The following is a 25,951-nucleotide window of genomic DNA, read 5'->3' as shown; positions in this document are numbered from 1 at the left end:
GGTCAGCGACGACCTTCGCCGGGGCGCTCGGGCGAGCCTTCGCGGCCGGTGCCGAACTCCTCGGCGAAGACGGACTCGTACTGCTTCATGAAGTCGGCGGCGGCCTCGACGAACGTGTGGCCGGCCTCCCCGGTGTCCTGTCGCACCAGCTCTTCGATGTACCGGTTCACGCTCATACCGCGCTCCAGGGCACGTTCGCGGGCGGCTCGGGCGGTGTCCTCGTCCACCCGCACGTTCAGCTGGGTCTTCGCCATACCTCGACGCTAGCGCCGGATTGCTAGCACCGGCAAGAGGGCGACCCGGGAGCCCGGCCGCGCTTGCGGGATACTCGGTGTGCGGTGCATCACATTACGCTCGGCCGGGACGGGGAAGACAAGAACGTCGGGACGTCCGCGACGAAGGAGGCCGTCTTGTCCACTGCTGCAGCGGAGCACGCCCCGGGCCGCGCGGAGGCGGACGGGATCGCCGCCCGCGCCCGGGGCCTGACGAAGGCGTACGGCTCGGGTGAGACGGCGGTTCTCGCCCTGGACTCGGTCGACGTGGACATCGAGCGGGGCCGCTTCACCGCGGTGATGGGACCCTCCGGCTCCGGGAAGTCCACGCTGATGCACTGCCTGGCGGGCCTCGACACGGTTTCGGGGGGCCAGGTGTGGCTCGGCGACACCGAGATCACGGGCCTGAAGGACCGCGAGCTGACCCGGCTGCGCCGGGACCGGATCGGCTTTATGTTCCAGTCGTTCAATCTGATCCCGACACTGAACGCGGCCGAGAACATCACGCTGCCCATGGACATCGCGGGCAGAAGACCCGACCCGGAGTGGCTCGACCAGGTGATCGGCACGCTGGGGCTGCGGGACCGGCTCGGGCACCGGCCGTCCCAGCTGTCCGGCGGGCAGCAGCAGCGCGTGGCCTGCGCCCGGGCGCTCGCCTCCCGCCCAGAGTTGATCTTCGCGGACGAGCCGACGGGCAACCTGGACTCCCGGGCGGGGCTCGAGGTGCTGCGGTTCCTGCGCAGGGCCGTGGACGAACTGGGGCAGACCGTCGTCATGGTCACCCACGATCCGGGCGCGGCGGCCCACTCCGACCTGGTGCTGTTCCTGGCGGACGGGCGGATCGTGGACAAAATGGAGCGTCCCACGGCCGAGGCCGTGCTGGAGCGCATGAAGCGTTTCGACACGGTCCGGGCGGTCTTCGACGGCGCGCCCGGTCGCGAGAACTGAGGACGTCGGACCGGTGCGACCATGCTGAAGGCGACGCTGCGCAGCTTCCTCGCGCACAAGGGACGGCTCGCGCTCTCCGCGCTGGCCGTGCTCCTGTCGGTGGCGTTCGTCGCGGGCAGCCTGATCTTCTCGGACACGGTCTCCCGGACGTTCGACCGGCTGTTCGCCTCCACGGCGGCCGACGTCACCGTGAGCCCCCGCCAGGACCTGCCGTCCCGGATCCCGTCCGGGGCGACGCCGACCCTTCCGGCCTCGCTGGCCGCGCGGGTGGCCCGGGTGGACGGCGTCGCCGCCGCGCACGCCGACGTCGCCGTCCAGGACGTCACGGTCGTCGACCGCAGGAACGATCCGGTGGGTCCGACCACCGGCGCGCCCACCATCGCCAGGAACTGGTCCGTCACCGAACACAGCCCGGTCCGGCTCACGTCCGGGCACGCCCCGCAGGGTCCCGGCGAGGCGCTGCTGGACGCGGACACCGCCCGGCACAGGCACGTGCGGATCGGCGACAGGCTGACGGTGGTCGCCCGTCCCGGGTCGTTCGAGGTGCGGGTGGCCGGGATCGCCACCTTCACCACCACCAACCCGGGCGCCGCCCTGGTCTTCCTGGACACCCCGACCGCGCAGACCAGGCTGCTGGGCCGCCAGGACGTGGCCACGAGCATCTCCGTCGACGCGGCACCGGGCGTGAGCGACGCACGGCTCAAGCAGCGGATCGCCGACGCGATCGGCTCGACCTCGTACGACCTGAGGACCGCGGCCGAACAGGCCAAGTCCGACACCGACCGGCTCGGCGCGTTCCTCGACGTGATCAAGTACGTGATGGTCGGCTTCGCCGGGATCGCCGTGCTCGTGGGCGTGTTCCTCATCGTCAACACGTTCTCGATGCTGATCGCCCAGCGCACCCGCGAGCTGGGGCTGCTGCGCGCGCTGGGCGCCGAGCGGCGGCAGGTGCGCCGGTCCGTGCTGACCGAGGCGCTGCTGCTCGGCCTGGTCGGCTCGACGCTGGGGCTGGCCGCGGGGATCGGGCTCGCGGCCGGGCTGATCCGGCTGATGAGCGTGTTCGGCATGAACATCAGGTCCACCGAGATGGTGATCGGCTGGGTCACTCCCGTCGCCGCCTACGCGGTCGGGGTCGGCGTCACCTTCGTCGCCGCCTACCTCCCGGCCCGGCGCGCGGCCCGCGTCTCCCCCATGGCGGCCCTCGTGGACGCCGAGGTCGCCGGTGTGGGCCGGCCGTTGACGCTGCGCGCGGTGGCGGGGACGATCGTCGGCGCGCTCGGCGTGGCCGCGCTGGCGGGCTGCGCCCGGGCGACGAGGACCGCGCCCGCCACCACGCTGCTCGGCATCGGCGTGGTGCTCACGCTCGTCGCGACCGTGATCGCGGGGCCGCTGCTGGTGCGTCCGCTGATCCGGGTGCTGGGCGCCGCGTTCCCCGCCCTGTTCGGCTCGATCGGCCGGATGAGCCAGCGCAACGCCCTGCGCAATCCGCGCCGCACCGGGGCCACCGCCTCCGCCCTGATGGTCGGGCTCGCGCTGGTGGCCGGGATGTCGGTGGCGAGCACGTCCATGTCCAGGTCGTTCGACCAGCAGATCGACAAGACGCTGGGCGCGGACTTCGTGGTGCAGAGCAGATCGGGAACCCCCGAGCCCTTCCCCCGGGAGATCACCGACCGGGTCCGTGCCACGGAGGGTGCCGGGCTCGTCGTACGGCAGCGGTACACGCCCGTGGCGATCGTGCTGCCGGACGGCGAGCGGATCACGACCACGGCCACGGCCTTCGACCGGCGGCTCGACGAGGTCGCCCACCTCACCTACGTCCGGGGCGGCTCGGCCACCGCGCTCGCGGACGGCGCCCTCGCCATGGACGCGGCGTTCGCCAAGGACCACGGCGTGCGCCTGGGCTCCACGCTCCCGGTCCGGTTCCCTGACGAGCGCCGCACCGATCTGAGGGTCGGCGCCCTCACCAACCAGGCCGGTTCGAACAACTTCAGTACGCGGGGCGGGCTGTTCTTCGGCATGGGGACGCTCCAGAGGTACGTGCCGCAGGGGCAGGACACGGCGCTCTTCGTGAACGCGGCACCCGGCACCTCCAAGGACCGGTTGCGCGCCCGACTGGAGAAGACTCTCGCCCCCTACCCGCAGGTCCAGGCCCGCGACCAGGCCGACTACAAGAAGCTGGTGCACAACCAGATCGCGGTGCTCCTCTACCTGGTCTACGCGCTGCTGGGCCTCGCGATCGTCATCGCGGTGCTCGGGGTCGTCAACACCCTGGCCCTCTCCGTCGTCGAGCGCACCCGGGAGATCGGCCTGCTGCGCGCGATCGGACTGGCCCGCAGACAGTTGCGGCGCATGATCCGGCTGGAGTCGGTGGTGATCGCCGTTTTCGGCGCCGTCCTCGGGCTGGCGCTGGGGATCGTGTGGGGTCTGTGCACACAGCGGGTACTGGCGCTGCAGGGCATGAAGGCGCTGGCGATCCCATGGGGCACCATCGTCGCCGTCATGGTGGGTTCGGCGGTCGTGGGGGTGGTGGCGGCGCTGCTGCCGGCGCTGCGTGCCTCGCGCATGAATGTGCTGGCGGCGATCGCGCACGAGTGATGGAATCGCGTGGGTACTCAAGTCGCCTGGATACGAGGAGAGTTCATGCCACGTCCGTTCCGTTTCGGCGTCAACATGCTCGAACCCGCACCGGCCGCGGAGTGGCGCGCCAAGTGCCGGCGGGCGGAGGAGCTCGGCTACGACGTCATCCTCGTCCCGGACCACCTCGGCTGGCCGGCTCCGTTCCCGGCGCTGGTCGCGGCGGCTGAGGCGACCGAGCGTCCCCGGGTGGGGACGTTCGTGCTCAACGCCGGCTTCTGGAACCCGGCGCTGTTGGCCCGCGAGGTGGCGACGACGGACGCGCTGACCGGTGGGCGGCTGGAGCTGGGGCTCGGTACCGGCTACGTCCGGGCGGAGCACGAGCAGGCGGGGCTGCCGTACGGCTCGCCGCGTGAGCGCGTGGACCATCTGCGGCGCACGGTGGAGGAGTTGGACCGGCTGCTGGGCTCCGAGGATCACCGGCCGCAGCCCGTGCAACGACCGCGGGTGCCGTTGCTGATCGGCGCCAACGGCGACCGGATGCTGAAGCTCACCGCCGAGCACGCCGACATCGCCGCGTTCACGGGGGCGCGCTCGGTGCCGGGCAGCACGACGGGACAGCTGGAGCCGATCGCGGCCGAGCAGCTCGACGAGCGCGTGGGCCTGTACCGCAAACTGGCGGCCGGCCGCGGCGAGCCCGCCGAGCTGAACGTGCTCGTCCAGAGGGTCGTCGTCACCGAGGACCGCGAGGCCGCCGTGCGCCCCCTCCTGGAGCACCTGCCGAACCTGACGCCGGAACAGGCCCTGGAACTGCCCATCTTCCTGATCGGCACGCTGGAGCAGATCGTCGAGCAGGTGCGGGCGCAGCGCGAACGCTACGGCTTCACGTACCTCACCGTCCTGGAGCCGTCGATGGAGGCGTTCGCACCGGTCATCGAGGCGCTGCGCGGCGCGTAGCCGTCCGGGGGCCGCCCGCGCTTCTCCCATGTCCGGCGCGTGATCGAATCACCGCACGGGCTGGGGAACGCCGTCGCGGCCCTGGATCGAGGCCGGCCCTGCCCCGGCCGCTTGCGCCAGCCCCACTCGCCGCTGAGGAACGTCCCTGGCTCGGGTCGTACAGACGCACGCCCATGACGGTCACCCCGCTGAGGAGTTCGCTGGAGCGCCAGGAGTAGGGGTATCGCCGAGTGAGCCCGAAAGGGGCCATGGAATGATCTTGAAGCCGTGATCGCCTGGCCCGTCACCCGTTCGGCTCAACGTCGTTGGTGGTGATGGTGAGCTGTCGTCTGGGCCCGGGGCGGATTGTGACCTCGATCGAGCGGACCGCGGCCCACGTCGCGCTGTCGAAGGCCGCTGAGATGACAGCGGTGAGGTCTCCCCGGCCGTCCTCGCCCTGATGAAGGCCCTGCTGGTGCAGTCCGGCGGGCTCGGCGCGGTCATTCCGCCTGGGGTGTGGGAGGCCGTCTGCATCAGCGAGGGCCTGCTCAAGAACGCCTCCGCGGTCAAGCCCACCACTGCGCAGCGACTGGCCCTGCGCCTACCAGTCAGCTCAGGCCGGGCAGGCTCCGCAGTTCGGAGACGCGGAGCAGGCGGGCCAGCAGCACGAACAGCACCAGCATCGTGACACCGCCGGCAGACAGCGCCAGCGCAGAGCCGACGACCGGAGCAGGGACGGCACCGGAGCAGGTGCGTGCCACCGCCCACCCGACGGCGCTGGCGGCCCCCGCCGCAGCCGTAAGTTTCCCGTACGTACGTACGAGCCGCTTGCCGTCCAGGCGGCCTTCCAAACGGCGGCGCAGCTTGAGCCCGGTGACGAGCAGACCGCCGGCGTAGGACGCGGCGTAGGCGGCTGCCATGCCGATGACGGCCCAGCGCGGAGGCAGGAAGAGATGGCAGCCAGTGGCCAGGATGATGTCGAGGCCGGAGATCCAGACCGCCATCCAGAAAGGGGTGCGGGTGTCCTCGAACGCGTAGAAGCCGCGCAGCAGCAGGTACTGGGCGGAGAAGGGGACCAGGCCGAGTGCGAAGGCCTGCAGCATCTGGCCGAGTGGCTGTGCCGAGGCCGCCCCGCTGCTGCTGTAGGAGAACATCACCGTGGCGATCTGCGGGCCGAAGGCGAGGAAGAAGAAGGCGGCCGGGACGATCGCCACACCGGTTACCCGCAGGCCCCGTGACAGGTCCTGGCGGACGTCGCCCAGGCGATGCTCGGCCACTGCCCGGCTCATCCGCGGCAGCATCGCGGTGACCACCGAGACCGTGATGATGCCCTGCGGGAGCATCCAGATGTTCTGCGCGAAGAAGTAGGCACTGTTGCCCGCGCCAGCCTGCGGCGCGACCACGTCCACCGCGTTGGCGTAGCGCGTCACGACTGTCAGGGCGACCTGGTTGACCCCCACGAACAGCAGGGTCCAGCGCGCCGCAGCCACGCTCTTGCCAAGGCCCGTGCCGCGCCAGTCAAAGCGCGGGCGCCACCTGAACCCCGTTTCGGCGAGATAGGGGATCAGGCACACCGCCTGCAGCGCGATCCCGATCGTGGTGCCGATCCCCAGCAGCCGCACCTCGGCCGGTGTCACAGACGCGGCGTCACCGGCGGCCGGCACGAGCCACCGGTCCAGGCCGAACACGGTGATCAACACTATGTTGTTCAGGACCGGCGTCCACATCATCGCCCCGAACCTGCCGCGGGCGTTGAGAACCTGACCCAGCATGAAGAAAAGCCCGTAGAAGAAGATCTGCGGCAGCAGGAACCGGGCGAAGGCCACCGTCAACTCGAACAGCTGGTGACTGCCCGGCGTGTCCGGCATGTAGAGGCCCACGATCCACGGAGCGAGCACCACGCCGACGACCGTACCGACCGCGAGCACGCTCAGCACCAAGGTGACCAACCGCTGCTCGTGGGCCTGACCGCCATCAGCATGCTCGGTACGCGCCCGGACGAGCTGCGGCACGAGCACCGAGTTCAGCGCACCACCGATCAGCAGTGTGTAGAGACTGGTCGGCAGGGTGTTCGCAGTGTTGTACGCGCCCCCGACCGCCAGCGTGCCCAGCGCGGCGGCCTGCAGCATCAATCGGAACATCCCCGTTCCGCGGGACACCAGGCTGCCCGCCGCCATCAATGCGGACGAGCGCATCAGTCCCCCGGACGCGGCCCCCGAACGACGCCTTGCATGACGGCGCCGCCCAGAATGATCCGTCTCCGCGGCTGCTGTGCCCCCTTGATCAACCATGGCCTCAACTCTAGAACCACGATGATCACTTCGGAGACTCGTGTCGAAAGACGAACGAATGACGAAAGGCACCAAGGGCGTCCAATGAACCCGGACTTCTCGGGGCCTGTCGGCGACGCGGATCCGACCAGATCCGATGGTGGCTGATGACAGGGTTTGCTGACAGCCAGGATCGAATGCGACCACCAGGACGGGGAGCGGCATGGCCAACCTGGTCTACAAGCGGGTGTCGACCGACCAGCAGTCGACCGACCGTCAGAACCTCGTCCTCGACGAGGCCGGGATCGAGGACCCGGTGACGTTCGAGGAGGACGCCGGCACCGCCAGCCGCCTCCACCCGCTGGACGACCGAGTCCGGCGAGCTGCTCACCTGCGCGCGGCCGGGCGACACCGTGCACATCTCCGAGATGTTCCGCCTCGTGCCCGGCACCCGGCACATCCTCGACGTGCTCGACGTCCTGCACCGCGACCGCCTCGCCCTGCGTATCCACGACGGCGCGTCCTCCGCGACGGACCTCACCGCCCGCCACCCGCGCACCGGAGAACTGCTGTCCACCGTGAAGTCCATGGTGCAGACCCTCGCCGCCGCCGGCGAACTCCAGCGCGACCTCCCACGGGAGCACCTGCGACGGGCTGCGGGCCGCCGAGGCCAAGGGCAACAAGGGCGGCCGCCGCCCGGCCATCAAGGCCGTCGGTCCTGCCGGCCTTGATGGCCGCCGCCCGGCCATCAAGGCCGTCGGTCCTGCCGGCCTTGATGGCCGCCGCCCGGCCATCAAGGCCGGCAGGACCGACGACGTGCGCACCGCGTACCTGGAGGGCCGGTCCATCGCCGCTGGCCCGCGAACACCGCGAACACAAGGTCGGCCGCGGAGCCATCCGCACGGCTGTCGCCGACCTGATGCCCGAGCACACCACCGCCGGCCACGAGGACGCCCCGGCGCCGGAGCTGCCGGTCTCCCTCGACATGCCCGGCAAGGTCGCTGACTTCCTGCGCGCGGCCGACCTGGAGCCTGCCGAGCGGGCCGCGCTCGGCCAGGGCGTGACCGTACGACGTAGCCAGGGCTGCACACTGCGCGTCAGCCATCCCGGCGGTACACCGCCAACTCCTCGACCGCTGCCAGCCGCTCGACAACGCCGCAGCGATCCCGGCACAGCGCAAAGCCCGCCGCGAGTACGCGAACCGCGTCAGCAACCTCGGCCAGTAACCAAGATCATCCTGTGGCGCCTTTCGGGCTCACCTCGGCGATACCCCGAGTAAGCCCATCCCTCCCCGATCCCCCCGGCACGGAAACCGGTTCGCCAGACAGAGGAGCGCTCTGCTTGGCTCACCCCATGAGCGATCTCCACATCCGTCACGCCACCCTCTCGGACGTCGACACCGTGCTGCAGTTCTGGCGCGAGGCGGCGGAAGGGACGAGCATCAGCGACGACCACGAAGGAGTGGCCGGACTCATCACACGAGACCCCGAAGCCCTGCTCATCGCAGAGCGCGACGGCATCCTCACCGGAACCGTCATAGCCGGCTTCGACGGATGGCGATGCTCCGCATACCGACTGGCCGTACACCCGGACCACCGCCGGCAGGGCATCGCCACCGCCCTGCTGGCGGCCGCTGAACAACGCTTCGCCGCCCTGGGCGGGCGACGCGTCGACGCCATGGTCCTGGAAGCCAACGAGCGGGCCCACCACACGTGGGCCGCCAGTGGCTACCATCGCGAGGACCACTGGCGGCGCTGGGTCAAACCGCTGTAAGCGTGTTTGTGACCAGCCAGGGTTCGACGGCCGGCGCGCTGCGCCCGTACCGGCTCGCGGTGCGTCCGCAGTGGCGCCGGCAGGGCATCGGTGGGGCGGCGCTGTCCGCGGCGGAGGAGCGGTTCGTGCGGCTCGGGGGCCGCGGGGACGCGATGGCCGCAGCGCAACGGGACGGCGCACCATGCGTGGCGGGCGGCCGGGTACGCGCCCGAGGAGCACCGGCAGGTGGGTCGAGCCGCTCCCCGACTGACTCACAGGTGCCACTTTGCCGATCCTTTACCATGGAGAGGCCAAGCTGCCCCCCTGTCGGGGTCAACCCGTCCCACCATGAAAGGTGTGAGCGTCCGTCCATGGGCGAGCCTCCCAGTACCCGAGATCGCGCGGTCCCCGCGCCCCTGGCTGATCCTGGGACGGAGGTGACCCGATGACCGAAGTGCTGCTCCTGCTGGCGGCGGTTCTGCTCTCGGTGGCGTGCGGTGTCTTCGTCGCGGCGGAGTTCTCCCTCACCACGGTCGAGCGCAGCGAGCTGGAGGATGCGGCACGGCGCGGTGAGCGCGGCGCGGCGGGCGCCCTCAAGGCCGTACGGAACCTGACGTTCCAGCTCTCCGGCGCGCAGCTCGGGATCACGGTCACCAACCTGGTCGTCGGCATGCTCTCCGAGCCGTCGATCGCCAAGCTGATCGCGGGCCCCCTCGAGGCACTGGGCGTGCCCCGCTCGGCTGCCCCGTCCGTGGCCCTGGTCATCGGCACGGCCCTGTCGACGGTGTTCCTGATGGTGGTCGGCGAGCTGGTGCCGAAGAACTGGGCGATCTCCTCGCCGCTGGCCGTGGCCAAGCGGGTGGGCGGGCCGCAGCGCTGGTTCAGCCGCGTGTTCCGCCCCTTCATCACACATCTGAACAACACGGCGAACCGCGTGGTGCGCCGCTTCGGCCTCGAGCCGGCCGAGGAGCTGGCCTCCGCGCGGGGCCCCCAGGAACTGGTGGCGCTCGCCCAGCACTCCGCGAAAGAGGGCGCTCTGGAGGCGGACACCGCCGAGCTGTTCGTCCGCACCCTGAACCTCGCCGACCTGACCGCGGAGAACGTGATGACCCCGCGCGTGCAGGTCGTCGCCCTGGACGCGCAGGCGACCTGCGAGGACGTGGCGAACGCGACGCGCGCGACGGGCCTGTCACGGTTTCCCGTCTACCGCGGCAGCCTGGACTCGGTCATCGGCACCGCCCATATCAAGGACATCCTCACCGTGCCCGCCGAGGAGCGGCCGCTGCGGTCCGTCGCACAGCTGATACGCGAACCGCTGTTCGTTCCCGAATCCCTCACCGTCGACCGGCTGCTCGACCGGCTCTCCGGCAAGAACACCATCGCCGTCGTCATCGACGAGTACGGCGGCACCGCCGGGGTCGCCACGCTGGAGGACATCGTCGAGGAGGTCGTGGGCGAGGTGCGCGACGAGCACGATCCGCACGAGACGCCCGACCTGGCGTCGGCCGGATTCGACGCCGTCGGCCGGGCGCTGTACTCGGCCGACGGCTCGGCCCGCGTCGACCAGCTCGCACGCGTGGGGCTCCGGGTGCCGGAGGGGCCGTACGAGACGCTGGCCGGACTCGTCGCGACGGAACTGGGCCGCATACCGGTCAAGGGTGACCGCGTCGAGGTGGGCGGCTGGCGGCTGGACGTGGTGGACGCATCGGGACGCAGGGCCGCGCGTGTGCTGATGCACGCGCCGCGCACCCTTGAGGAGGGGGAACGGTGACCGTCGTCCAGCTGCTGATCGGTCTGTTGACGCTGGTGGCGAACGCGTTCTTCGTCGGCGCCGAGTTCGCGTTGATCTCCGTGCGGCGCAGCCAGGTGGAGCCGCGCGCCGAGGCGGGCGAGCGGCGGGCGCGCAGCGTGCTGTGGGGGCTGGAGCACGTGTCGGCGCTGCTCGCGGCGGCACAGCTGGGCATCACCCTGTGCACCCTGGTCCTCGGTGTGGTCGCCGAGCCGGCGATCGAGCATCTGCTGGAGCCGGTGTTCCACGCGGCGGGTGTGCCCCAGAGCGCGGGGCGTGCCGTGTCGTTCGTGATCGCGCTGGCGCTGGCCACGTATCTGCACATGCTGCTGGGCGAGATGGTGCCGAAGAACATCGCGCTCGCGGAGCCGGTACGGCTGGCGCTGCTGCTCGGTCCACCGCTGGTGGCCATGTCCCGGGCACTCCGCCCGGTCATCTTCGCGGTGAACGCGTTCGCGAACGCGCTGCTGCGGCTGCTGCGGGTCCAGACCCGGGACGAGGTCGCGGCCACGTTCTCGGACGACGAACTGGTGCGGCTCGTCAAGGACTCCAGCGCGGCGGGGCTCATCGACGACCGTGCGCAGGAGAGGCTGCACGACGCGCTGGTCCTCGGCCGACGGCCGGTACGGGACGTGGTGGTGCCGCTGGAGCACGTCGTCTACGCGAGCGTGGGCGTCACTCCCGAACAGCTGGAGCAGCTGTCGGCCCGGTCCGGCTTCTCGCGCTTCCCGGTGGTGGACGAGGGCCGGCGGATCGTCGGCTATCTCCACGTAAAGGACGCCCTGGACGCCTCACCACGGGACGTGCCGTTCCGGCTGCGGGACATGCGGCCCATCGCCCGGGTGCGCGAGACCACCCCGCTGGACGACGTCCTCACGGCCATGCGCCGCAGCCGCACCCACCTGGCCGCGGTCCTGGGCACGGACGGCCGACTCGCGGGCCTGATGACGATGGAGGACGTGCTGCGCCAGCTGTTCGGCCGGCCGGCCTGACACCCTGGCGTTCCGTCTGCCGGCCTGACAACGCCGCGGTGTCCGCGGCGACGCACTCCGACGGCGGCTCCCGGGCCGGCTCCCGGGCCTCGGGAGGGCTTCGCCGCGGCCCTCGCCAGGGCGGCGGGCGGGCCTGCGACGAGCGGCCCGGCGCAGGCTGACCGACCGGTGGGTATGGAGTGGGGGCGGCTGGGATAGCATCTACGGCGCCATGCAGACGAACGCCACCTACTCCAGCCTGGTCGCCGTCGGCGACTCCTTCACCGAGGGCATGTCGGACCTGTTGCCCGACGGCTCCTACCGCGGCTGGGCCGATGTCCTCGCGGGCCGGATGGCCGCACGGACCCCCGGATTCCGATATGCCAACCTCGCGGTCCGCGGCAAGCTGATCGCTCAGATCGTCGACGAGCAGGTGGACCTCGCCGCGGCGATGGGGGCCGACGTGGTCACGCTGGTCGGCGGGCTCAACGACACGCTGCGGCCCAAGTGCGACATGGGGCGCGTACGGGCGCTGCTCACGGAGGCCGTGGAGCGGCTCGCCCCGTCGTGCAAACAGCTCGTCCTGATGCGCAGCCCCGGCCGGCAGGGCCCGGTCCTCGAGCGCTTCCGGCCCCGTATGGAGGAGCTGTTCGCCTGTGTCGACGACCTCGCCGCGCGGCACGGCGCGCTCGTCGTCGACCTGTACGGCGCACCGTCGCTCGCCGACCCGCGCCTGTGGGACGTGGACCGGTTGCACCTGACGGCCGAGGGACACCGCCGGGTGGCGGAAGCCGTGTGGCAGACGCTGGGGTACGAGGCGGAGGACACGGAGTGGCGCACGCCGCCGCCCCCGACCGCGCCGCCGAACTGGGTCGCCCGCCGGACCGCGGACGTCCGCTTCACCCGGCAGCATCTGCTGCCGTGGATAGGGCGGCGGCTGACCGGCCGCTCCTCGGGCGACGGCCGGACAGGCGCCCAGGTTAGCGCTGAGCTGGGCAAAGCCTTCTGGGTCACCCCTGCGGACCACACAAACCCCGGCCCTGTGACGGACTGGCGACGGGTGGGGCCCTGACCCGGAGCCCCGCTCGGCTCCCATGCACCCATTGAACGCGGTGAACTGTTCCGGGTTTGACGGAGACTCCAGATCTCCTGGTCAACTCGATCTGGACGGTGCGCCGACAGATCATCCCCTCTCTGGCGGCCTGGCCGACTGGCCCCGCGGTCCGGCGGCGGAGCCATCAGCCCTTCGGTGGCGCCGTGCTCTCCCGTACGGTGAGGGTCGTCGCGATCTCCAGCCCGGTCTGGGGTGCCTGCTCACCGCGGCCGAGGGTCAGTGCGAGTTCGGTCGCCGCGATGGCCATCTCGGTCAGCGGCTGGTGGACGGTGGTCAATGGCGGGTCCACCCAGGAGACCGCCGGCAGGTCGTCGAAACCGACCACGCTCAGGTCCTCGGGGATGCACAGGCCGGCTTCGCGCGCGGCCTGGTAGACCCCGAGCGCCAGGAGGTCGTTCGCGGCGAAGATCGCGGTGGGACGGTCGGGGCGGGACAGCAGGTCGTGCGCCGCGGCGTAGCCGTCCTCCCGGGTGAGCTTGGCGTGGACCACGAGGTCCGGATCGGCCGGCAGACCGGCGGCCTGCAGCGCCGAGCGGTAGCCGTCCAGCCGGGCAGCGCAGCACAGCACGTCCTGCGGTCCGCTGATCATCGCGATGCGGCGATGGCCCAGCTCGGTCAGGTGGCGGGTCGCGGCCCGGCCGCCGGACCAGTTGGTGGCGCCGACGAAGGGGACGTCGTCCGGCAGTTCACAGGTCGGATCGAAGACGACGAACGGAATGCCCTTCGCCCGGAGCTGCTCGCGCTCGGCCGCGGAGAGCTGCGCCACCGACAGCACGCAGTTCGGGCGGCGGGCCACGGTGTCGTCCCAGGCTGGAGCGGGTGAGTCGTGCAGGCCGAAGCGCGAGACCATCAGCCCCACGCGGTGCTTGCTGGCCACCCGCTCCACGCCCCGGATGATCTCCACGGCCCACATGCTTTCCAGCTCGCGGAACACCAGCTCCACCACGTTGTTGCGATTGGCCCCCGAAAGCTTGCGGTAGCCGTACCGGTCGATCAGCTCCTCGACGCGGGCACGGGTGCCGGGCGACACCCCCGACTTGCCGTTGAGCACCTTCGAGACGGTCGGAACCGATACGCCCGCCGACTCGGCGATGAACGCGATCGTCACCGGCCGGGAGGAGTCACCCCCGGGACGTTCGCCACCATCCGCCAGTCCTTCCGCTGCTTCGTCAGCCAAAGCCGCCTTCCGATCCTTCGCGTCCTCGCCGCCCCCATGGCCGGCTGAGCGACCGGCAGCCCTGCCCTGCGTGTGCGGCACCTTAGCGGTTGCCGCACAGCCGGACCGGGCACCCGCCCACGTCACATTATCTCTCTCCGCCCACAGGCGACGAAACTTTCCTGCGGTAGCCCCACGCGGCCCGCCTCGTCGGAGGCCGGGATCGCGCCGCAGGATGTGTGCGGCGGCAGCAGCACATCCGGTGCATGACCACCGAGCAAGCCGACGCCACGGTCGGGCCCGGTCGTTCCCGGGTCGGCGCGGGCGCGGCCCGCCCCTCGGGGAGCGGGCCGCCCGGTCTCAGTCCGCGACTGCCTGGGGTGAGGCGAGGCGAAAGGCGGCCAGCCGGAAGTCCCCGTGCAGGGTGAGGTGCAGGTCGTGCACGCCGTCCAGCGGTGCGGGGACTCCTGGGTGACGGTCGTCCACATGTAGCGGCTGCCGGTGATCGGCACGAGGACGGCCGCGGGGAGGCGTTCGTCGGCCCTGAGTTCCAGGAGAGCCTGCCGGAACCGCTCCCGGACCACGGACAGTTGTCGACCATCGCACCAGGGCCGCCGACTTCGACGACTACGACTGGCCGATCAGTGCGGACACGTGGTCCGGGGGCGAGGGCTGCGCCTGGACGACTTCGCTTCCGGGGCGGGTGCCGGTGTCGGTCAGGAGGGTGAGTCGTTCGAGCAAGTCGCCGACGCGCGTCCGCAAGAGCAGCGCCGAATCCTGGAACGGAAAGTTTTCGACAGCGGAGACGGATGGGGGACTCACGCGGCTGACCCCTAGCGAGTGGGATGGAGCAGGAGTCGAAGCGCATCGACGCTGCCAGCGGCTGCCTCGGGCTGGCAACGAAAGCAGAAAGGATTTTTTTGCCTTGCTTTCTCCCCTTGTCCGGCAGAAGAACGGTCGATACGGTCCCGCCTGTCGTCTAAGCGCTTCGACGCTTCACCGTGGGAAGGGCCGCCTCCACATGAGTAGTCAGCTGAATCGCAGAACCTTCATCGGTACGGCCGCGTCGGTCGCGGGAGCCGCCGCGATGGCGCCGCTGCTGTCCGCCTGCGGAGGCGGCACGCAGCAGAAGACCGGTGCGAACACCAAGTCGGGTCTGAAGGCGGCGCTGCCGGCCCACGTGCCCAGCACGGCCGTGAAGCCGGACATCCCGTCCGTGTCGGGTGGCGGCAACGGGGCCGCGACCGACCCGGGGTTCCTGCGCTACCCCACCGACCAGGTCGCGACGGTCTCCGGGGTGCCGGGCAAGGGCGGCAGCTACACCGCGGTCACCCCGTTATGGGGGACCGTTCCCCCCGCGGGGAACTCCTTCTATCAGGCCATGAACAAGGCCCTCGGCGTCGACCTCACCGTCAAGCCGGCCGATGGCAACACCTACAACACCACGCGAGCCGCCGCCCGCACCCGGACCACGAGCACCTTCCGGTGATCTTCAACGACTACATGAACTGCCTGATGGGCGACCCGACCACCGAGAAGCTGCTGCCGCTGGTGGACGCCGCCGCGGACGCCGGCGCGGAGTACTTCGTGATCGACGCCGGCTGGTACGACGACAGCGCCGGCTGGTGGGACAGCGTCGGCGAGTGGGAGCCGTCCACCACCCGGTTCCCCGGTCCGCGCGGCGTCCACGAGGTGCTGGACCGGATCCGCGAGCGCGGCATGGTGCCCGGCCTGTGGCTGGAGCCCGAGGTGGTCGGGGTGCGCAGCCCGATCGCCACCACCACAACATCGACGCCGGCACCGGAACCTCCGGCCACCCCGCCGAGGTCCCGGCCGCCGGGGCGCTCGGCCACCACCGGGCGCACCTGGCCTGCCTGGACGGCGTGTTGGACCGGCACCCGCACCTGGTGCTGGAGGACTGCGCGTCCGGCGGCATGCGCGCGGACCACGCGTTGCTGTCCCGTATGCAACTGCTGTCCACCAGCGACCAGCAGAACCTGCTGCTCTACGCGCCGATCGCGGCTGCCGCGCCGACCGCCGTCACCCCTGAACAGGGCGCCGTGTGGGCCTGCCCGCAGCCCGACGACACCCCGGACGAGGTGGCGTTCACGCTGGTGAGCGCGCTGCTCGGGCGGATCCACCTGTCCGGACGGCTGGCCGGCCCGGGACCGGAGTCGCGCGCCCTGGTGCACCAGGCGGTGGCGGTCTACCGCGACCTGCGCGCCGACCTGCCGGGCGCGCTGCCGGTGTGGCCGCTGGCCCTGCCGGCCTGGGACGACCCCTGGGTGGCGCTCGCCCTGCGCACCCCGGCCGCCACCTACCTGACCGCGTGGCGCCGCCCCGGCGCCGACCCGACCACCACCCTGCACCTGCCGCACCTGCGGGACACCCCGGCGGTCGCGACACCGGTCTTCCCCGCTGAAACCCGCGTCACCACCGCCTGGAACCCCGGTACGGCGGAACTCACGCTGACCCTGCCCACGGCCCCGTCGGCCGTCCTGCTCCGCCTGAGCTGACCCGCGCCCACCCCTGAACCGACCAGCGCCCACCCCACGGGGCCGCCCCACAGTGCGATGAGGGCTCCGCCCCCCACCCCTGCCTGCCGTGCCTGCGCGCACGGCTGGAAACCCGCCGTTCCGCAGGCGGGAGCACCACCACATCCCTGCCCGAACCACGACCCAATGGAGGGTTTCGTGAAACGGTTCCTGCGCGCAGCGCGTGATCGCCTGCTCGCCCCAGCCGCCGCTCTGACGCTCACCGCCGCCGCCCTGTCCGTCGGCGCGCTCACCGCCGCCGCCCCGGCAGCCACCGCCGCCACCGCCACCACCTCGGCGGCGGTGACGGTCGACACCACCCACTGGCTGGCGAACTACTCCTCCACCACCCCCGGCCTGAACACCCAGGTCTACGACGCCAACATGAACCGCTCGGACATCCCCGGCCTGCTCAGCAACGCCGGTGTCGGGATGATGCGCTACCCGGGCGGCAGCTACGCCGACATCTACCACTGGCAGACCAACACCGCCGACGGCGGCTTCGTCGCCCCGAACACCGACTTCGACTCGTTCATGGGCACCGTCCGGGCGGCGCACGCGCAGCCGATCATCACCGCGGACTACGGGTCGGGCACCCCGCAGGAGGCGGCCGACTGGGTGCGGTACGCCAACATCACCAAGGGCTACGGCGTCAAGTACTGGGAGATCGGCAACGAGATCCCCGGCAACGGCGAGTACGGCGCGCAGTGGGAGACGGACAAGCACTCCAGCCACAGCGCCACCACTTACGCCAACAACCTCCTGCAGTTCATCTCGGCGATGAAGGCGGTCGACCCCAGCATCAAGATCGGGGCGGTGCTCACCACGCCCGGGAGCTGGCCGGACGGCATCGTCGGTCCCGGCGACACCATGGACTGGAACCACACGGTCCTGTCGATCGCCGGCCCGAAGATCGACTTCGTGATCGTGCACCACTACCCGTCGAGCACCAGCGAAGCCGATCTGCTGACCAAGCCGCAGGCCCAGGTCCCGGACATGGCCGCCACGGTGCGGTCGCTGATCAACCAGTACGCCGGCAGCAACGCGCCGAACGTGGGCATCGCCATCACCGAGACAGCCCCCGACAGGGACAAGGACACCGCCCCGAACGCGTTGTTCACCCCTGACCAGATGCTGACCTGGGCGGAGAACGGCGCGTTCACGGTCGACTACTGGGCCATGCACAACGGCACCGACTGCTCCCAGGTGACCACTGTGGACGGTGCCACCGACTACGGCGACGGGGGCGTGCTCTCCAGCGGCGCGTCCTGCGAGCCGGCGGTGGACACCCCGTTCGCGCCCTACTACGGCATCTCGATGATCAGCAAGCTGGCCCAGTCCGGCGACTCGCTGATCCAGACCAGCAGCTCCACCTCGCTGATCTCCGCGCACGCGGTGCACCGCGGCAACGGCGACGTGAACGTGATGCTGATCAACAAGGACCCGAACAACAGCACCACGGTGTCCCTGTCCTACAAGGGGTTCACACCGTCCTCGGCCGCCCCGACCGTGTACACCTACCAGAAGAACGGCACGTCGATCACGTCGTCCACCAGCGGCACCGCCACCACCCAGACCGTTCCCGCGTACTCGGTGGTCGTGGTGCAGATGCACCCGAGCAGCGGCGGCAGCACCGGCGCGCTGCACGCGGTCGGCTCGGGCAAGTGCCTGGACATCAACAACAGCAGCACCACCGCCGGGACGCAGGCCCAGATCTGGGACTGCAACGGCGGTACGGCCCAGACCCTGACGCGCACCTCGGCCAAGGAGTTCCGCCTCTACGCCAACACCTCCACCCCGATGTGCCTGGACGACTACGGCAACGGCACGACGAACGGCACCGCCGCCGTGATCTGGCAGTGCAACGGCGGCGCCAACCAGCAGTGGAACGTCAACTCCAACGGCACGATCAGCAACGTGCTGACGGGGCTGTGCCTGGACGTGAACGGGTTCGGCACCGCGAACGGCACCAAGGTGCAGCTCTGGACCTGCGGCTCGAACCAGAGCAACCAGCAGTGGACGTTCGGCTGACACCTGTCGGCTGAACCGCATCGGGCGGCCCGGCGCCTCGCCGGGCCGCCCCTCCCGTCGAACGACGACCAGAACAGGGCCAGCTGCCCTGGAGAGGAACGAGTGTGCCCGACCAGCACCAGGCGACCACCGCCGTCAGCAATCCGGTCATCCCCGGGTTCCACCCCGACCCCACGGTGTGCCGGGTCGGCGACGACTACTACCTCGCCTGCTCCAGCTTCGAGTACTTCCCGGGCGTGCCGGTCTTCCACAGCCGCGACCTGGTCAACTGGACGCAGATCGGCAACGCGCTGGACCGGCCCGAGCAACTGGTCCTACCGCTGGACTCGCCGTCCTCCGCCGGCGTCTACGCGCCCACCCTCCGGCACCACGACGGAGTGTTCCACCTGATCGTCACCAACGTCAGCGGCTACGGGAACCTGCTGGTCACCGCCACCGATCCGGCCGGCCCGTGGTCCGACCCCGTCCGGCTGCCGGAAGTGCCCGGCATCGACCCGGACCTCGCCTGGGACGAGGACGGCACCTGCTGGTGCACCTGCGCCGGCGTTCGGCAGGTCCGGCTCGACCCGACCACCGGCAAGGTGACCGGCGAAACCAAGGACGTCTGGTCCGGCACCCCCGGCGCCCGCTACCCCGAGGCCCCGCACCTCTACCACATCGGCGAGCACTGGTACCTGATGATCGCCGAGGGCGGCACCGAGCGTGCGCACGCCGTTTCCATCGCCCGTGGCACGTCCCCGAACGGGCCCTTCGAGCCGTGCCCGCACAATCCGATCCTCACCCACCGCGGACGCGAGCACCCGGTGCAGAACACCGGCCACGCCGACCTCGTACAGGGCCCGGACGGCTCCTGGTGGCTGGTACTGCTCGGCGTCCGCCCGAACGGCGGCACCCCCGGCTGGCATGTGCTCGGCCGTGAGACCTACCTCGCCCCGGTCATCTGGAACGAGGAGGGCTGGCCGGTGGTCGGCTCGCCCGACCTGGAGCTGACCGTCCCGAACTGGCCGCTGTACCCCGCGCCCCCTGTGCCGGTGCGCGACGACTTCGACGACGAGCGGCTCGCCCCGCAGTGGGTCTCGCTGCGCGACCGCCCGGCCGAGCTGATCACCACCGGCGAACGCCCCGGGTGGCTGAGCCTGCGGGCCCGGGGAGCGTCGCTCGACGACCGGGACGTGGTGTTCGTCGGCCGCCGCCAGCAGCACCACACGTGTCGGGCCAGCGCCCTGGTCGACGCGACCGAGGGCGCCGGCGGCCTGGCGGTGCGATTGGACGAGCTGCACCACTACGAGGTGGAGGTCGCCGACAGCGAGGTGCGCGTGGTCGCCCGCCTCGGCTCGGTGCGCAGCGTGGTCGCGTCCCGACCCGCGCCGGCGGGCCCGGTGGTGCTGCGGGTGGACGTCACGCCCCCGGCGCGGGACTACCCGGGCAGCGGCCCCGACCTCGTCACGCTCGGATTCGAGGAGCCGGACGGCACGGTCACCGCGCTGGCCTCACTCGACGGCCGCTACCTGTCCACCGAGGTGGCCGGCGGCTTCACCGGTCGCGTCATCGGCGTCTACGCCGCGGCCGGCACCGTCCACGTCGACTGGTTCGACTACCAGCCGCTCACCCCGGAGTCGTGACACATGACCCGCTCCGGCACGACGGAAACCGGCGGAGTCTCCTGACCGCCGCACCCGTCCCCCCAACCTGTGCACGGCAACCGCGTGCACGAGGAAATCCCGACGATCGAGAGGCACCGAACATGACCGGAAGTCCCCGCCCGGGGAGAGCCGGCCGGCGGCTGTGGCTGCTGGTGAGCCTGCCCCTGGCCTTGATCACCGCGGTTGGTGTACCCAGCGCCTCAGCCCTGGCCGACACCGCCACGAACACTGTCGCGAACACCACCGCGAGCACCACCGTGGACGCGAAGGCCCGCACCGGCGCGCGGGCCGTGGTGGCGGCGATGCAGCCGAGCTGGAACCTGGGCAACACCCTCGACGCCTTCCCGACCGAGACGTCGTGGGGCAGCCCGCTCACCACCAAGGCGACGTTCGACGCGGTCAAGGCGGCCGGCTACCGCAGTGTGCGGATCCCGGTGACCTGGAGCAACGCCCAGGACACCACCGCGCCCTACACGATCGACCCGAAGTACATGGCGCGGGTCAAGCAGGTCGTGGACTGGGCCATCGAGGACGGCCTGTACGTCGACCTGAACGTGCACCACGACTCGTGGCAGTGGATCAAGAACATCACCACCGCCGACCACGACGCGGTGCTCGCCCGGTTCGACTCGACCTGGCAGCAGATCGCGGCCGCGTTCAAGGACGAGCCGCGCAAGCTGCTGTTCGAGAGCGTCAACGAGCCGCAGTTCAGCGACAACGCCACCGATGCGCAGAAGACCCAGGCGATGGATGAGCTGAACACCTCGTTCCACACGATCGTCCGGAAGTCCGGGGGCGGCAACGCCACCCGCGTACTGCTGCTGCCCGACCAGAACACCAGCCCGATCGAGCAGCAGAAGATGAACGAGCTGTACACGACGATCACCAGGCTGAAGGACCCGAACCTCGGGGCCACGATGCACTACTACAGCCTCTGGATGTTCAGCGTGAACAACAGCGGCTACACCACGTACAACGAGGCCGTCCAGAAGGATCTGCTCACCGCGTTCACACAGATGCACGACACCTTCGTGGCCAAGGGCATCCCGGTGTACCTGGGCGAGTACGGCACGCTGTCCTACCCGGACTTCACCAAGCCCGACCAGATCGAGCGGGGCGAGGCGTTCAAGTACTTCGAGCAACTGGGTTACGAGTCGCGGATCAACGGCATCACCACCGCGTTGTGGGACGCCGGCTCGTTCCTCAACCGCAACACCCTCCAGTGGCGCGATCCCGAGCTGGCCGCGCTGATCAGGGCGAGCTGGCACACCCGCTCCGGCACCGCGTCCACCGACCAGGTGTTCCTGCCGAAGTCCGCGCCGGTCGCCGCGCACACCGTCACCCTCAACCTCAACGGCCTGTCCTTCCGGGGCCTGTGGCAGGGCGACACCCGGCTGCGTCCCGGCGTGGACTACACGGTGTCCGGTGACCAGCTCACGCTGACCCCCACGCTGCTCACCCGACTGGGCGGCGACCGGGCGCTCGGCGAGAACGCCACCTTCCAGGCGCGGTTCTCCCGGGGCGTGCCCTGGACGTTCCACGTGATCACCAACGACCTGCCGGTGCAGTCCGACGCGACCGGCACGACCGACTCGTTGACCATCCCCACCCAGTTCAAGGGCGACGTACTGGCCACCATGGAGTCCCGGTACGCGGACGGCAGCAACGCCGGCCCCTACACCTGGACCCCGTACCAGGAGTTCAACAGGCACTTCACGCCGGACTACCCGAACGGCGCGATCAAGCTGACCTCCGAGTACCTGCAGACCCTCACCGACGGCGCGACCGTGACCCTGAAGTTCGACTTCTGGAGCGGGGCCTCCGTCACGTACCACGTGACCAGGTCCGGCGACACGGTCACAGGCACCGTCGCCTGACCACCGGATGACCGACCCCGGCCCCGTGTGCTCCCACACGGGGCCGGGCGTCAGAAGAACAAGAGGAATCGCCTTGCCTTACAGCATCAGCGCGGATGGCCTGGAACGTCACACCGCCGAAGAGATCCTCCGCGTCGAGCCCTGGGGCCGCACGCGGTCCGGGTCCGCTTCCCCGAGGACGAACGCGCCTGGGACGTGGACGACCAGTTCCTGCTCGGCCGCGACGTGCTGGTGGCACCGGTGTACGAGCCGGGCGCGCGCACCCGCCGGGTCTACCTGCCTTCCGGCGCCCTCTGGTACGACCCGGCCACCGGACACGTGCTGGAGGGTGGAACGACACCCGAAGCCGACGCCCCACTGGAGCGCATACCCGTCTTCGTACGCGAAGGAGCCGCCGTCGCACACGCGTTGCGCTGACGTGTGCAGGTGCCGGGGCGCGCCTCCGTGCGGCCCGCACCTCCTTCAGGACCGCGGCGGTCCGACGGAAGAAACCCCGAAGAAAACCCCTTCTCACAGATGGAGCAACAGATGGCAGACTTGCGGATCACGAACAGTGGCGCGGCAGCGCTGACGTTCCACCCACTGACGGCGGAGGCGCCGCGCCCGGCTGCGGGCGCGCCCGCGGTGATCGTCATGCCGGGCGGCGGCTACACCTTCCTTGCCCCGCACGAGGGGAAGCCCGTCGCACAGTGGCTGAACCGGCTCGGATTCGCCGCCTGGGTGCTGGAGTACCCGGTGGGGCCACAGGACTTTCACCCCGCGCCGCTGGACTCGGCACGGGCGGCGATGCGTGAGGCGCGCTCGCAGGCGCCGGGGCTGGGGGTCGACCCGTCGCGCATCGGGGTCCTCGGCTTCTCCGCGGGCGGCCACCTCGCCGCCCACCTCGCCGCCGGCCCGGACACGGCCGACGACGAGCGGCCCGCGTTCGCGGTGCTCTGCTACCCGGCGACGTCATGGCACAACTTCGGCCCCGCCGCAGCCGGCGAACCGGACAGCGACCCGCTCCTCGGCCCCGGCTCGACGCCGGAACAGCGCCGCGCGGTCTCCATCGAGCTGATCGCCGTCCCGCAGACCCCCCCGACCTTCATCTGGCACTGCGCGGACGACGACACCGTCGGGGTCGACCACGCCCTGTCCCTGACCCGGCGCCTGGCCTCCCTGCGGGTCCCGGTCGAACTGCACGTATTCCCCACCGGCGGACACGGCGTGGGACTGGCCCAGGACATGACGCCCGCCGGCACGTGGACCTCCCTGTGCGCGCAGTGGCTCCGCAGGACGACCGGCCACGAGTAGTTCGTCGGACGCCGCGGCAGCGACCAGGCCGAACCCGGTGGTGGCCGCGGGACTACCTCTAAGTCAACGGATCCGAAACAAAAGACAATGCTCGGGTTGATGACTATGTGACGTGTGTGTTCCTTGGCTCGCCCCACCGCCCTGCACGATGAACTCGGCGACACACACGCACGGTATCTTCAGCTCGTTGCCGGTGTTCTTCGCGCCGGATGCGGTGGGAAAGGACTTTCGTGCACCCCCCAAGTGCTCAAGCGCGGCCCATCCGCCCGCCTCCGTCCGGGCGGGCGATCGGCCCGGGAGTGCGAAAGGCCCCGCCGCCCACTCCATCGCCTACGACGACTGCTTCCTGAAGATCGACGGCACACGGCTGTACGCGTAGTCCGGTGAGTTCCGCTACTGGCGCCTTCCCAGTCCGGATGCCTGGCGGGACGTACCGCAGAACATGAAGGCGGGCGGTTTCAACGCCGCCTCGATCTACTTCGACTCCGGCGGCAAGGCCGACGACACGGCGTACGCGCTCCAGGCAGGCCTGACAGGGAGCCCGTCCATGTCCCAGAAGAAGCCCGACGGGCACGACGCTCGCGGACCCCATCGTCCAGAGGAGACAACATGACCGCAGACCGTACGACCAGGACGGGCATCGCCTCGGTCCTCGACGCCGTCGATCAGCGCGTCGCAGACGGCCCGTTCCGCGCGACCTGGGAATCCCTGGCCGACTACCGGGTTCCCGACTGGTACCGCAACGCCAAGTTCGGCATCTTCATCCACTGGGGCCCCTACAGCGTCCCGGCGTTCGGCAACGAGTGGTACGCGCGCAACATGTACCTGGCCGACCAGCCCGAGTACGCCCACCACCGCGAGACCTACGGGCCGCAGAACGAGTTCGGCTACAAGGACTTCATCCCGCTGCTCACCGGCGAGAACTTCGACGCGGACGAATGGGCGAGCCTGTTCCGGCAGGCCGGGGCGCAGTACGTGGTGCCGGTGGCGGAACACCACGACGGGTTCGCCATGTACGAGACGGCGCTGAACCCGTGGAACGCGACCGCGATGGGCCCCAAGCGCGACGTGATCGGCGAACTCGCCCAAGCGGTGCGCGCCCAGTCGATGGTGTTCGGGCTGTCCTCGCACCGCGCCGAGCACTGGTGGTTCATGAACGGCGGCATGCGCTTCGACTCCGACGTGCGCGCCGGTCGCCACGCTGCCCTGTACGGCCCCGCGCAGGCCGAGGAACTGCCGCCCACCCGGGACTTCCTGGACGACTGGCTGGCGCGCACCGCGGAGCTGGTCGAGCGGTACCAGCCCGAACTGCTCTACTTCGACTGGTGGATCCAGCAGCAGGCGTTCAAGCCCTACCTGCCCCGGCTCGCCGCCTACTACTACAACACCCTCGCCGGTGCCGGCCGCGGCCCTGTTCTGGCCTACAAGCACGACGCGTTCGTGCCCGGCACGGCGGTGTACGACGTCGAGCGCGGCGTGAGCGCGACGCTGCGCCCCGACCCCTGGCAGTCCGACACCTCGGTGTCGCGCAATTCCTGGTGCCATATCGGAAACCACGACTACAAGAGCGGCCCCGAACTGCTGGCCACCCTCGTCGACACGGTCAGCAAGAACGGCTGCCTGCTGCTGAACATCGGCCCGCGCGCCGACGGCTCCATCCCCGAGCACGAGGCCGGCCTGCTCCGCGAGATCGGCGCGTGGCTGGGCGTCAACGGCGAGGCGATCTACGCCTCGCGACCCTGGACGGTGTACGGCGAGGGACCGACCCAGATCAAGGACGGCCAGTTCACCGACTCCACCCAGGCCACCTACCAGCCCGAGGACCTGCGCTTCACCACACGCAAGGAGCACCTGTACGTGACTGCGCTCGGCGGCGTGCGGGGCGGCCGGATCGACGTACGCTCCCTGGGCAGGGACCTGACACTGTTCCCGCAGGAGATCGGTTCGGTCCGGATGCTCGGCCACCCGGAGCCGCTCGAGTTCGAGCGCGGCAGCCACTCACTGACGGTGCGCCTGCCCGAGAGCGCCGCCCAGACGCCGATGCCCGTGCTGCGCGTCGACCCCGCCCGCTGACGGTCTCCCCGAACGGTGCCGGGCTCGCCGAGGAGCTCCGGGCCGGGGCCGTGCCCGCTCCCGCGTCCGGCAGCGGTCGCGGGAGCTGCGGCACCAGGTCGGTCCCGCCCCCGCGTACATCGGCGCCACGGCCAAGGTCCTGTTGTGGCATGCCCACCATGGACGGGCCTGCCCCCTGAGGAGGTGGGCCTGCCTTCGACCGGCCGCCGCCGGACTCCGGGGGCCGAGAGGAACCGGCACTGCCGGCCGGGATCAGCGCCACCTGGTAGACGTACCCTGTAGCACGACAGCGCCGAGGTCTCACGGTTCCGTAGCGCTGCTAGCGCCTTGTCGAAGTCAGGACGCTTGGCATCCGCCGTGCAGCCGGCGGCCGAGACTGCCCACACATGACGGACGGTGTAGCCGTTGCGGTCGGCCCAGCGACGCCCGGCGGCCTCCTGCGTGTCGGTGGACTGCTCCCGGCGGCGGTCGTCCTCCGCAAGCTCTTGCTCTTGCGCAGGTAGAGGTCTACGAGAGGCTGACGGCCATCGGGGTGGTGCTCCCTTTAGTGCTCGGATTGCGCCGCCCCCCTTGCCGCACGCACCCCCTACCCTACGTGCAGGGGGAACCTAGGCGGGTGTCACACCGTCCGGCGACGGCCGCCCGGCCAAGCGTCCGGAACTGCTGCCGTACGAGGGCCCGGCCGCGTAGGAGCAGGGACCGCACCGGAGGGAGTCGC

The 25,951-nt window shown here is 70.8% G+C and carries 20 protein-coding genes and 1 pseudogene; 17 read left to right on the top strand and 4 right to left on the bottom strand.

Annotated features, from left to right (window positions below; all coding sequences use genetic code 11):
* Positions 1 to 2 precede the first annotated feature (2 nt).
* A complete protein-coding gene (locus C3488_RS09910; protein ID WP_103838976.1) occupies positions 3 to 254 on the bottom strand; it encodes a toxin-antitoxin system HicB family antitoxin in 252 nt (83 codons plus the stop codon).
* A 156-nt stretch (positions 255 to 410) separates the two neighbouring features.
* On the opposite strand from C3488_RS09910, the gene C3488_RS09905 reads away from it, so the two are divergent.
* The 3 genes from C3488_RS09905 to C3488_RS09895 are packed head-to-tail and all read left to right on the top strand — an operon-like array spanning position 411 to position 4,751.
* A complete protein-coding gene (locus C3488_RS09905; RefSeq protein WP_103839055.1) occupies positions 411 to 1,220 on the top strand; it encodes an ABC transporter ATP-binding protein in 810 nt (269 codons plus the stop codon).
* Positions 1,221 to 1,241: 21 nt separating this feature from the next.
* On the top strand, positions 1,242 to 3,815 hold the full coding sequence (locus C3488_RS09900; RefSeq protein ID WP_103838975.1) for an ABC transporter permease: 2,574 nt from the start codon (positions 1,242 to 1,244) through the stop codon (positions 3,813 to 3,815).
* 45 nt (positions 3,816 to 3,860) lie between these two features.
* Complete coding sequence (locus C3488_RS09895) at positions 3,861 to 4,751, top strand: LLM class F420-dependent oxidoreductase (protein ID WP_103838974.1); 891 nt, start codon at positions 3,861 to 3,863, stop codon at positions 4,749 to 4,751.
* A gap of 587 nt (positions 4,752 to 5,338) precedes the next feature.
* On the opposite strand, the gene murJ is transcribed toward C3488_RS09895, so the two are convergent.
* Positions 5,339 to 7,021: a murein biosynthesis integral membrane protein MurJ gene (gene murJ / locus C3488_RS09890; protein ID WP_103838973.1), complete on the bottom strand. Its 1,683-nt coding sequence runs from the start codon at positions 7,019 to 7,021 to the stop codon at positions 5,339 to 5,341.
* Between the two features lie 392 nt (positions 7,022 to 7,413).
* Between murJ and C3488_RS41490 the strand changes: the two genes are divergently transcribed.
* The 5 genes from C3488_RS41490 (at position 7,414) to C3488_RS09860 (ending at position 12,584) form a co-directional block, all read left to right on the top strand.
* Positions 7,414 to 7,731, top strand: a complete 318-nt coding sequence (locus C3488_RS41490; RefSeq protein ID WP_258053365.1) for a hypothetical protein — start codon at positions 7,414 to 7,416, stop codon at positions 7,729 to 7,731.
* Between the two features lie 622 nt (positions 7,732 to 8,353).
* The gene (locus C3488_RS09880) at positions 8,354 to 8,773 is read left to right on the top strand and encodes a GNAT family N-acetyltransferase (protein WP_103838972.1); all 420 of its coding nucleotides are present in this window, start codon (positions 8,354 to 8,356) and stop codon (positions 8,771 to 8,773) included.
* A 424-nt stretch (positions 8,774 to 9,197) separates the two neighbouring features.
* Entirely contained in the window at positions 9,198 to 10,523 is a 1,326-nt protein-coding gene (locus C3488_RS09870) for a hemolysin family protein (protein ID WP_103838971.1), read from the top strand.
* Entirely contained in the window at positions 10,520 to 11,533 is a 1,014-nt protein-coding gene (locus C3488_RS09865; RefSeq protein ID WP_103838970.1) for a hemolysin family protein, read from the top strand. Before C3488_RS09870 ends, C3488_RS09865 begins: the two co-directional genes overlap by 4 nt.
* 211 nt (positions 11,534 to 11,744) lie before the next feature.
* Positions 11,745 to 12,584, top strand: a complete 840-nt coding sequence (locus C3488_RS09860; RefSeq protein WP_103838969.1) for an SGNH/GDSL hydrolase family protein — start codon at positions 11,745 to 11,747, stop codon at positions 12,582 to 12,584.
* A gap of 166 nt (positions 12,585 to 12,750) precedes the next feature.
* On the opposite strand, the gene C3488_RS09855 is transcribed toward C3488_RS09860, so the two are convergent.
* On the bottom strand, positions 12,751 to 13,779 hold the full coding sequence (locus tag C3488_RS09855; protein ID WP_181138958.1) for a LacI family DNA-binding transcriptional regulator: 1,029 nt from the start codon (positions 13,777 to 13,779) through the stop codon (positions 12,751 to 12,753).
* A 363-nt stretch (positions 13,780 to 14,142) separates the two neighbouring features.
* Entirely contained in the window at positions 14,143 to 14,268 is a 126-nt protein-coding gene (locus tag C3488_RS41480) for a hypothetical protein (protein ID WP_258053364.1), read from the bottom strand.
* A gap of 535 nt (positions 14,269 to 14,803) precedes the next feature.
* Between C3488_RS41480 and C3488_RS41475 the strand changes: the two genes are divergently transcribed.
* The 9 genes and pseudogenes from C3488_RS41475 to C3488_RS09815 all read left to right on the top strand — a co-directional run bounded on the left by C3488_RS41475 (position 14,804) and on the right by C3488_RS09815 (position 25,233).
* Entirely contained in the window at positions 14,804 to 15,271 is a 468-nt protein-coding gene (locus C3488_RS41475; RefSeq protein WP_258053363.1) for a hypothetical protein, read from the top strand.
* A pseudogene (locus C3488_RS09845) lies at positions 15,229 to 16,298 on the top strand (glycoside hydrolase family 36 protein); the annotation flags it as partial. The gene C3488_RS41475 and the pseudogene C3488_RS09845, both read left to right, overlap by 43 nt.
* A gap of 177 nt (positions 16,299 to 16,475) precedes the next feature.
* Entirely contained in the window at positions 16,476 to 18,347 is a 1,872-nt protein-coding gene (locus tag C3488_RS09840) for an RICIN domain-containing protein (RefSeq protein WP_258053362.1), read from the top strand.
* 104 nt (positions 18,348 to 18,451) lie between these two features.
* Positions 18,452 to 19,969 (top strand): glycoside hydrolase family 43 protein, encoded by a 1,518-nt coding sequence (locus tag C3488_RS09835; RefSeq protein WP_103838966.1) that lies wholly within the window; start codon positions 18,452 to 18,454, stop codon positions 19,967 to 19,969.
* Between the two features lie 122 nt (positions 19,970 to 20,091).
* A complete protein-coding gene (locus C3488_RS09830) occupies positions 20,092 to 21,867 on the top strand; it encodes a cellulase family glycosylhydrolase (RefSeq protein ID WP_103838965.1) in 1,776 nt (591 codons plus the stop codon).
* A 27-nt stretch (positions 21,868 to 21,894) separates the two neighbouring features.
* On the top strand, positions 21,895 to 22,284 hold the full coding sequence (locus C3488_RS41470; protein ID WP_258053361.1) for a glycoside hydrolase family 31 protein: 390 nt from the start codon (positions 21,895 to 21,897) through the stop codon (positions 22,282 to 22,284).
* A gap of 111 nt (positions 22,285 to 22,395) precedes the next feature.
* The gene (locus C3488_RS09820; protein ID WP_181138953.1) at positions 22,396 to 23,160 is read left to right on the top strand and encodes an alpha/beta hydrolase; all 765 of its coding nucleotides are present in this window, start codon (positions 22,396 to 22,398) and stop codon (positions 23,158 to 23,160) included.
* A 442-nt stretch (positions 23,161 to 23,602) separates the two neighbouring features.
* The gene (locus tag C3488_RS41465; protein ID WP_308460662.1) at positions 23,603 to 23,773 is read left to right on the top strand and encodes a hypothetical protein; all 171 of its coding nucleotides are present in this window, start codon (positions 23,603 to 23,605) and stop codon (positions 23,771 to 23,773) included.
* Positions 23,770 to 25,233, top strand: coding sequence for an alpha-L-fucosidase (locus C3488_RS09815; RefSeq protein WP_103838963.1), 1,464 nt, complete (start codon positions 23,770 to 23,772; stop codon positions 25,231 to 25,233). Before C3488_RS41465 ends, C3488_RS09815 begins: the two co-directional genes overlap by 4 nt.
* Positions 25,234 to 25,951: the final 718 nt, after the last annotated feature.

Origin of the sequence: Streptomyces sp. Ru72, assembly GCF_002920635.1 — a bacterium.
GTDB lineage: Bacteria > Actinomycetota > Actinomycetes > Streptomycetales > Streptomycetaceae > Streptomyces.
This window is presented reverse-complemented; position numbering and strand designations above follow the sequence as displayed.

Excerpts from the sequence above, each read along its gene's own strand:
- C3488_RS09910 (WP_103838976.1), bottom strand. The coding sequence starts at position 254 with ATGGCGAAGACCCAGCTGAACGTGCGGGTGGACGAGGACACCGCCCGA.
- C3488_RS09900 (WP_103838975.1), top strand. The coding sequence starts at position 1,242 with ATGCTGAAGGCGACGCTGCGCAGCTTCCTCGCGCACAAGGGACGGCTC.
- C3488_RS09895 (WP_103838974.1), top strand. The coding sequence starts at position 3,861 with ATGCCACGTCCGTTCCGTTTCGGCGTCAACATGCTCGAACCCGCACCG.
- murJ (WP_103838973.1), bottom strand. The coding sequence starts at position 7,021 with ATGGTTGATCAAGGGGGCACAGCAGCCGCGGAGACGGATCATTCTGGG.
- C3488_RS09880 (WP_103838972.1), top strand. The coding sequence starts at position 8,354 with ATGAGCGATCTCCACATCCGTCACGCCACCCTCTCGGACGTCGACACC.
- C3488_RS09870 (WP_103838971.1), top strand. The coding sequence starts at position 9,198 with ATGACCGAAGTGCTGCTCCTGCTGGCGGCGGTTCTGCTCTCGGTGGCG.
- C3488_RS09860 (WP_103838969.1), top strand. The coding sequence starts at position 11,745 with ATGCAGACGAACGCCACCTACTCCAGCCTGGTCGCCGTCGGCGACTCC.
- C3488_RS41475 (WP_258053363.1), top strand. The coding sequence starts at position 14,804 with ATGAGTAGTCAGCTGAATCGCAGAACCTTCATCGGTACGGCCGCGTCG.
- C3488_RS09830 (WP_103838965.1), top strand. The coding sequence starts at position 20,092 with ATGACCGGAAGTCCCCGCCCGGGGAGAGCCGGCCGGCGGCTGTGGCTG.
- C3488_RS09820 (WP_181138953.1), top strand. The coding sequence starts at position 22,396 with ATGGCAGACTTGCGGATCACGAACAGTGGCGCGGCAGCGCTGACGTTC.
- C3488_RS41465 (WP_308460662.1), top strand. The coding sequence starts at position 23,603 with ATGAAGGCGGGCGGTTTCAACGCCGCCTCGATCTACTTCGACTCCGGC.
- C3488_RS09815 (WP_103838963.1), top strand. The coding sequence starts at position 23,770 with ATGACCGCAGACCGTACGACCAGGACGGGCATCGCCTCGGTCCTCGAC.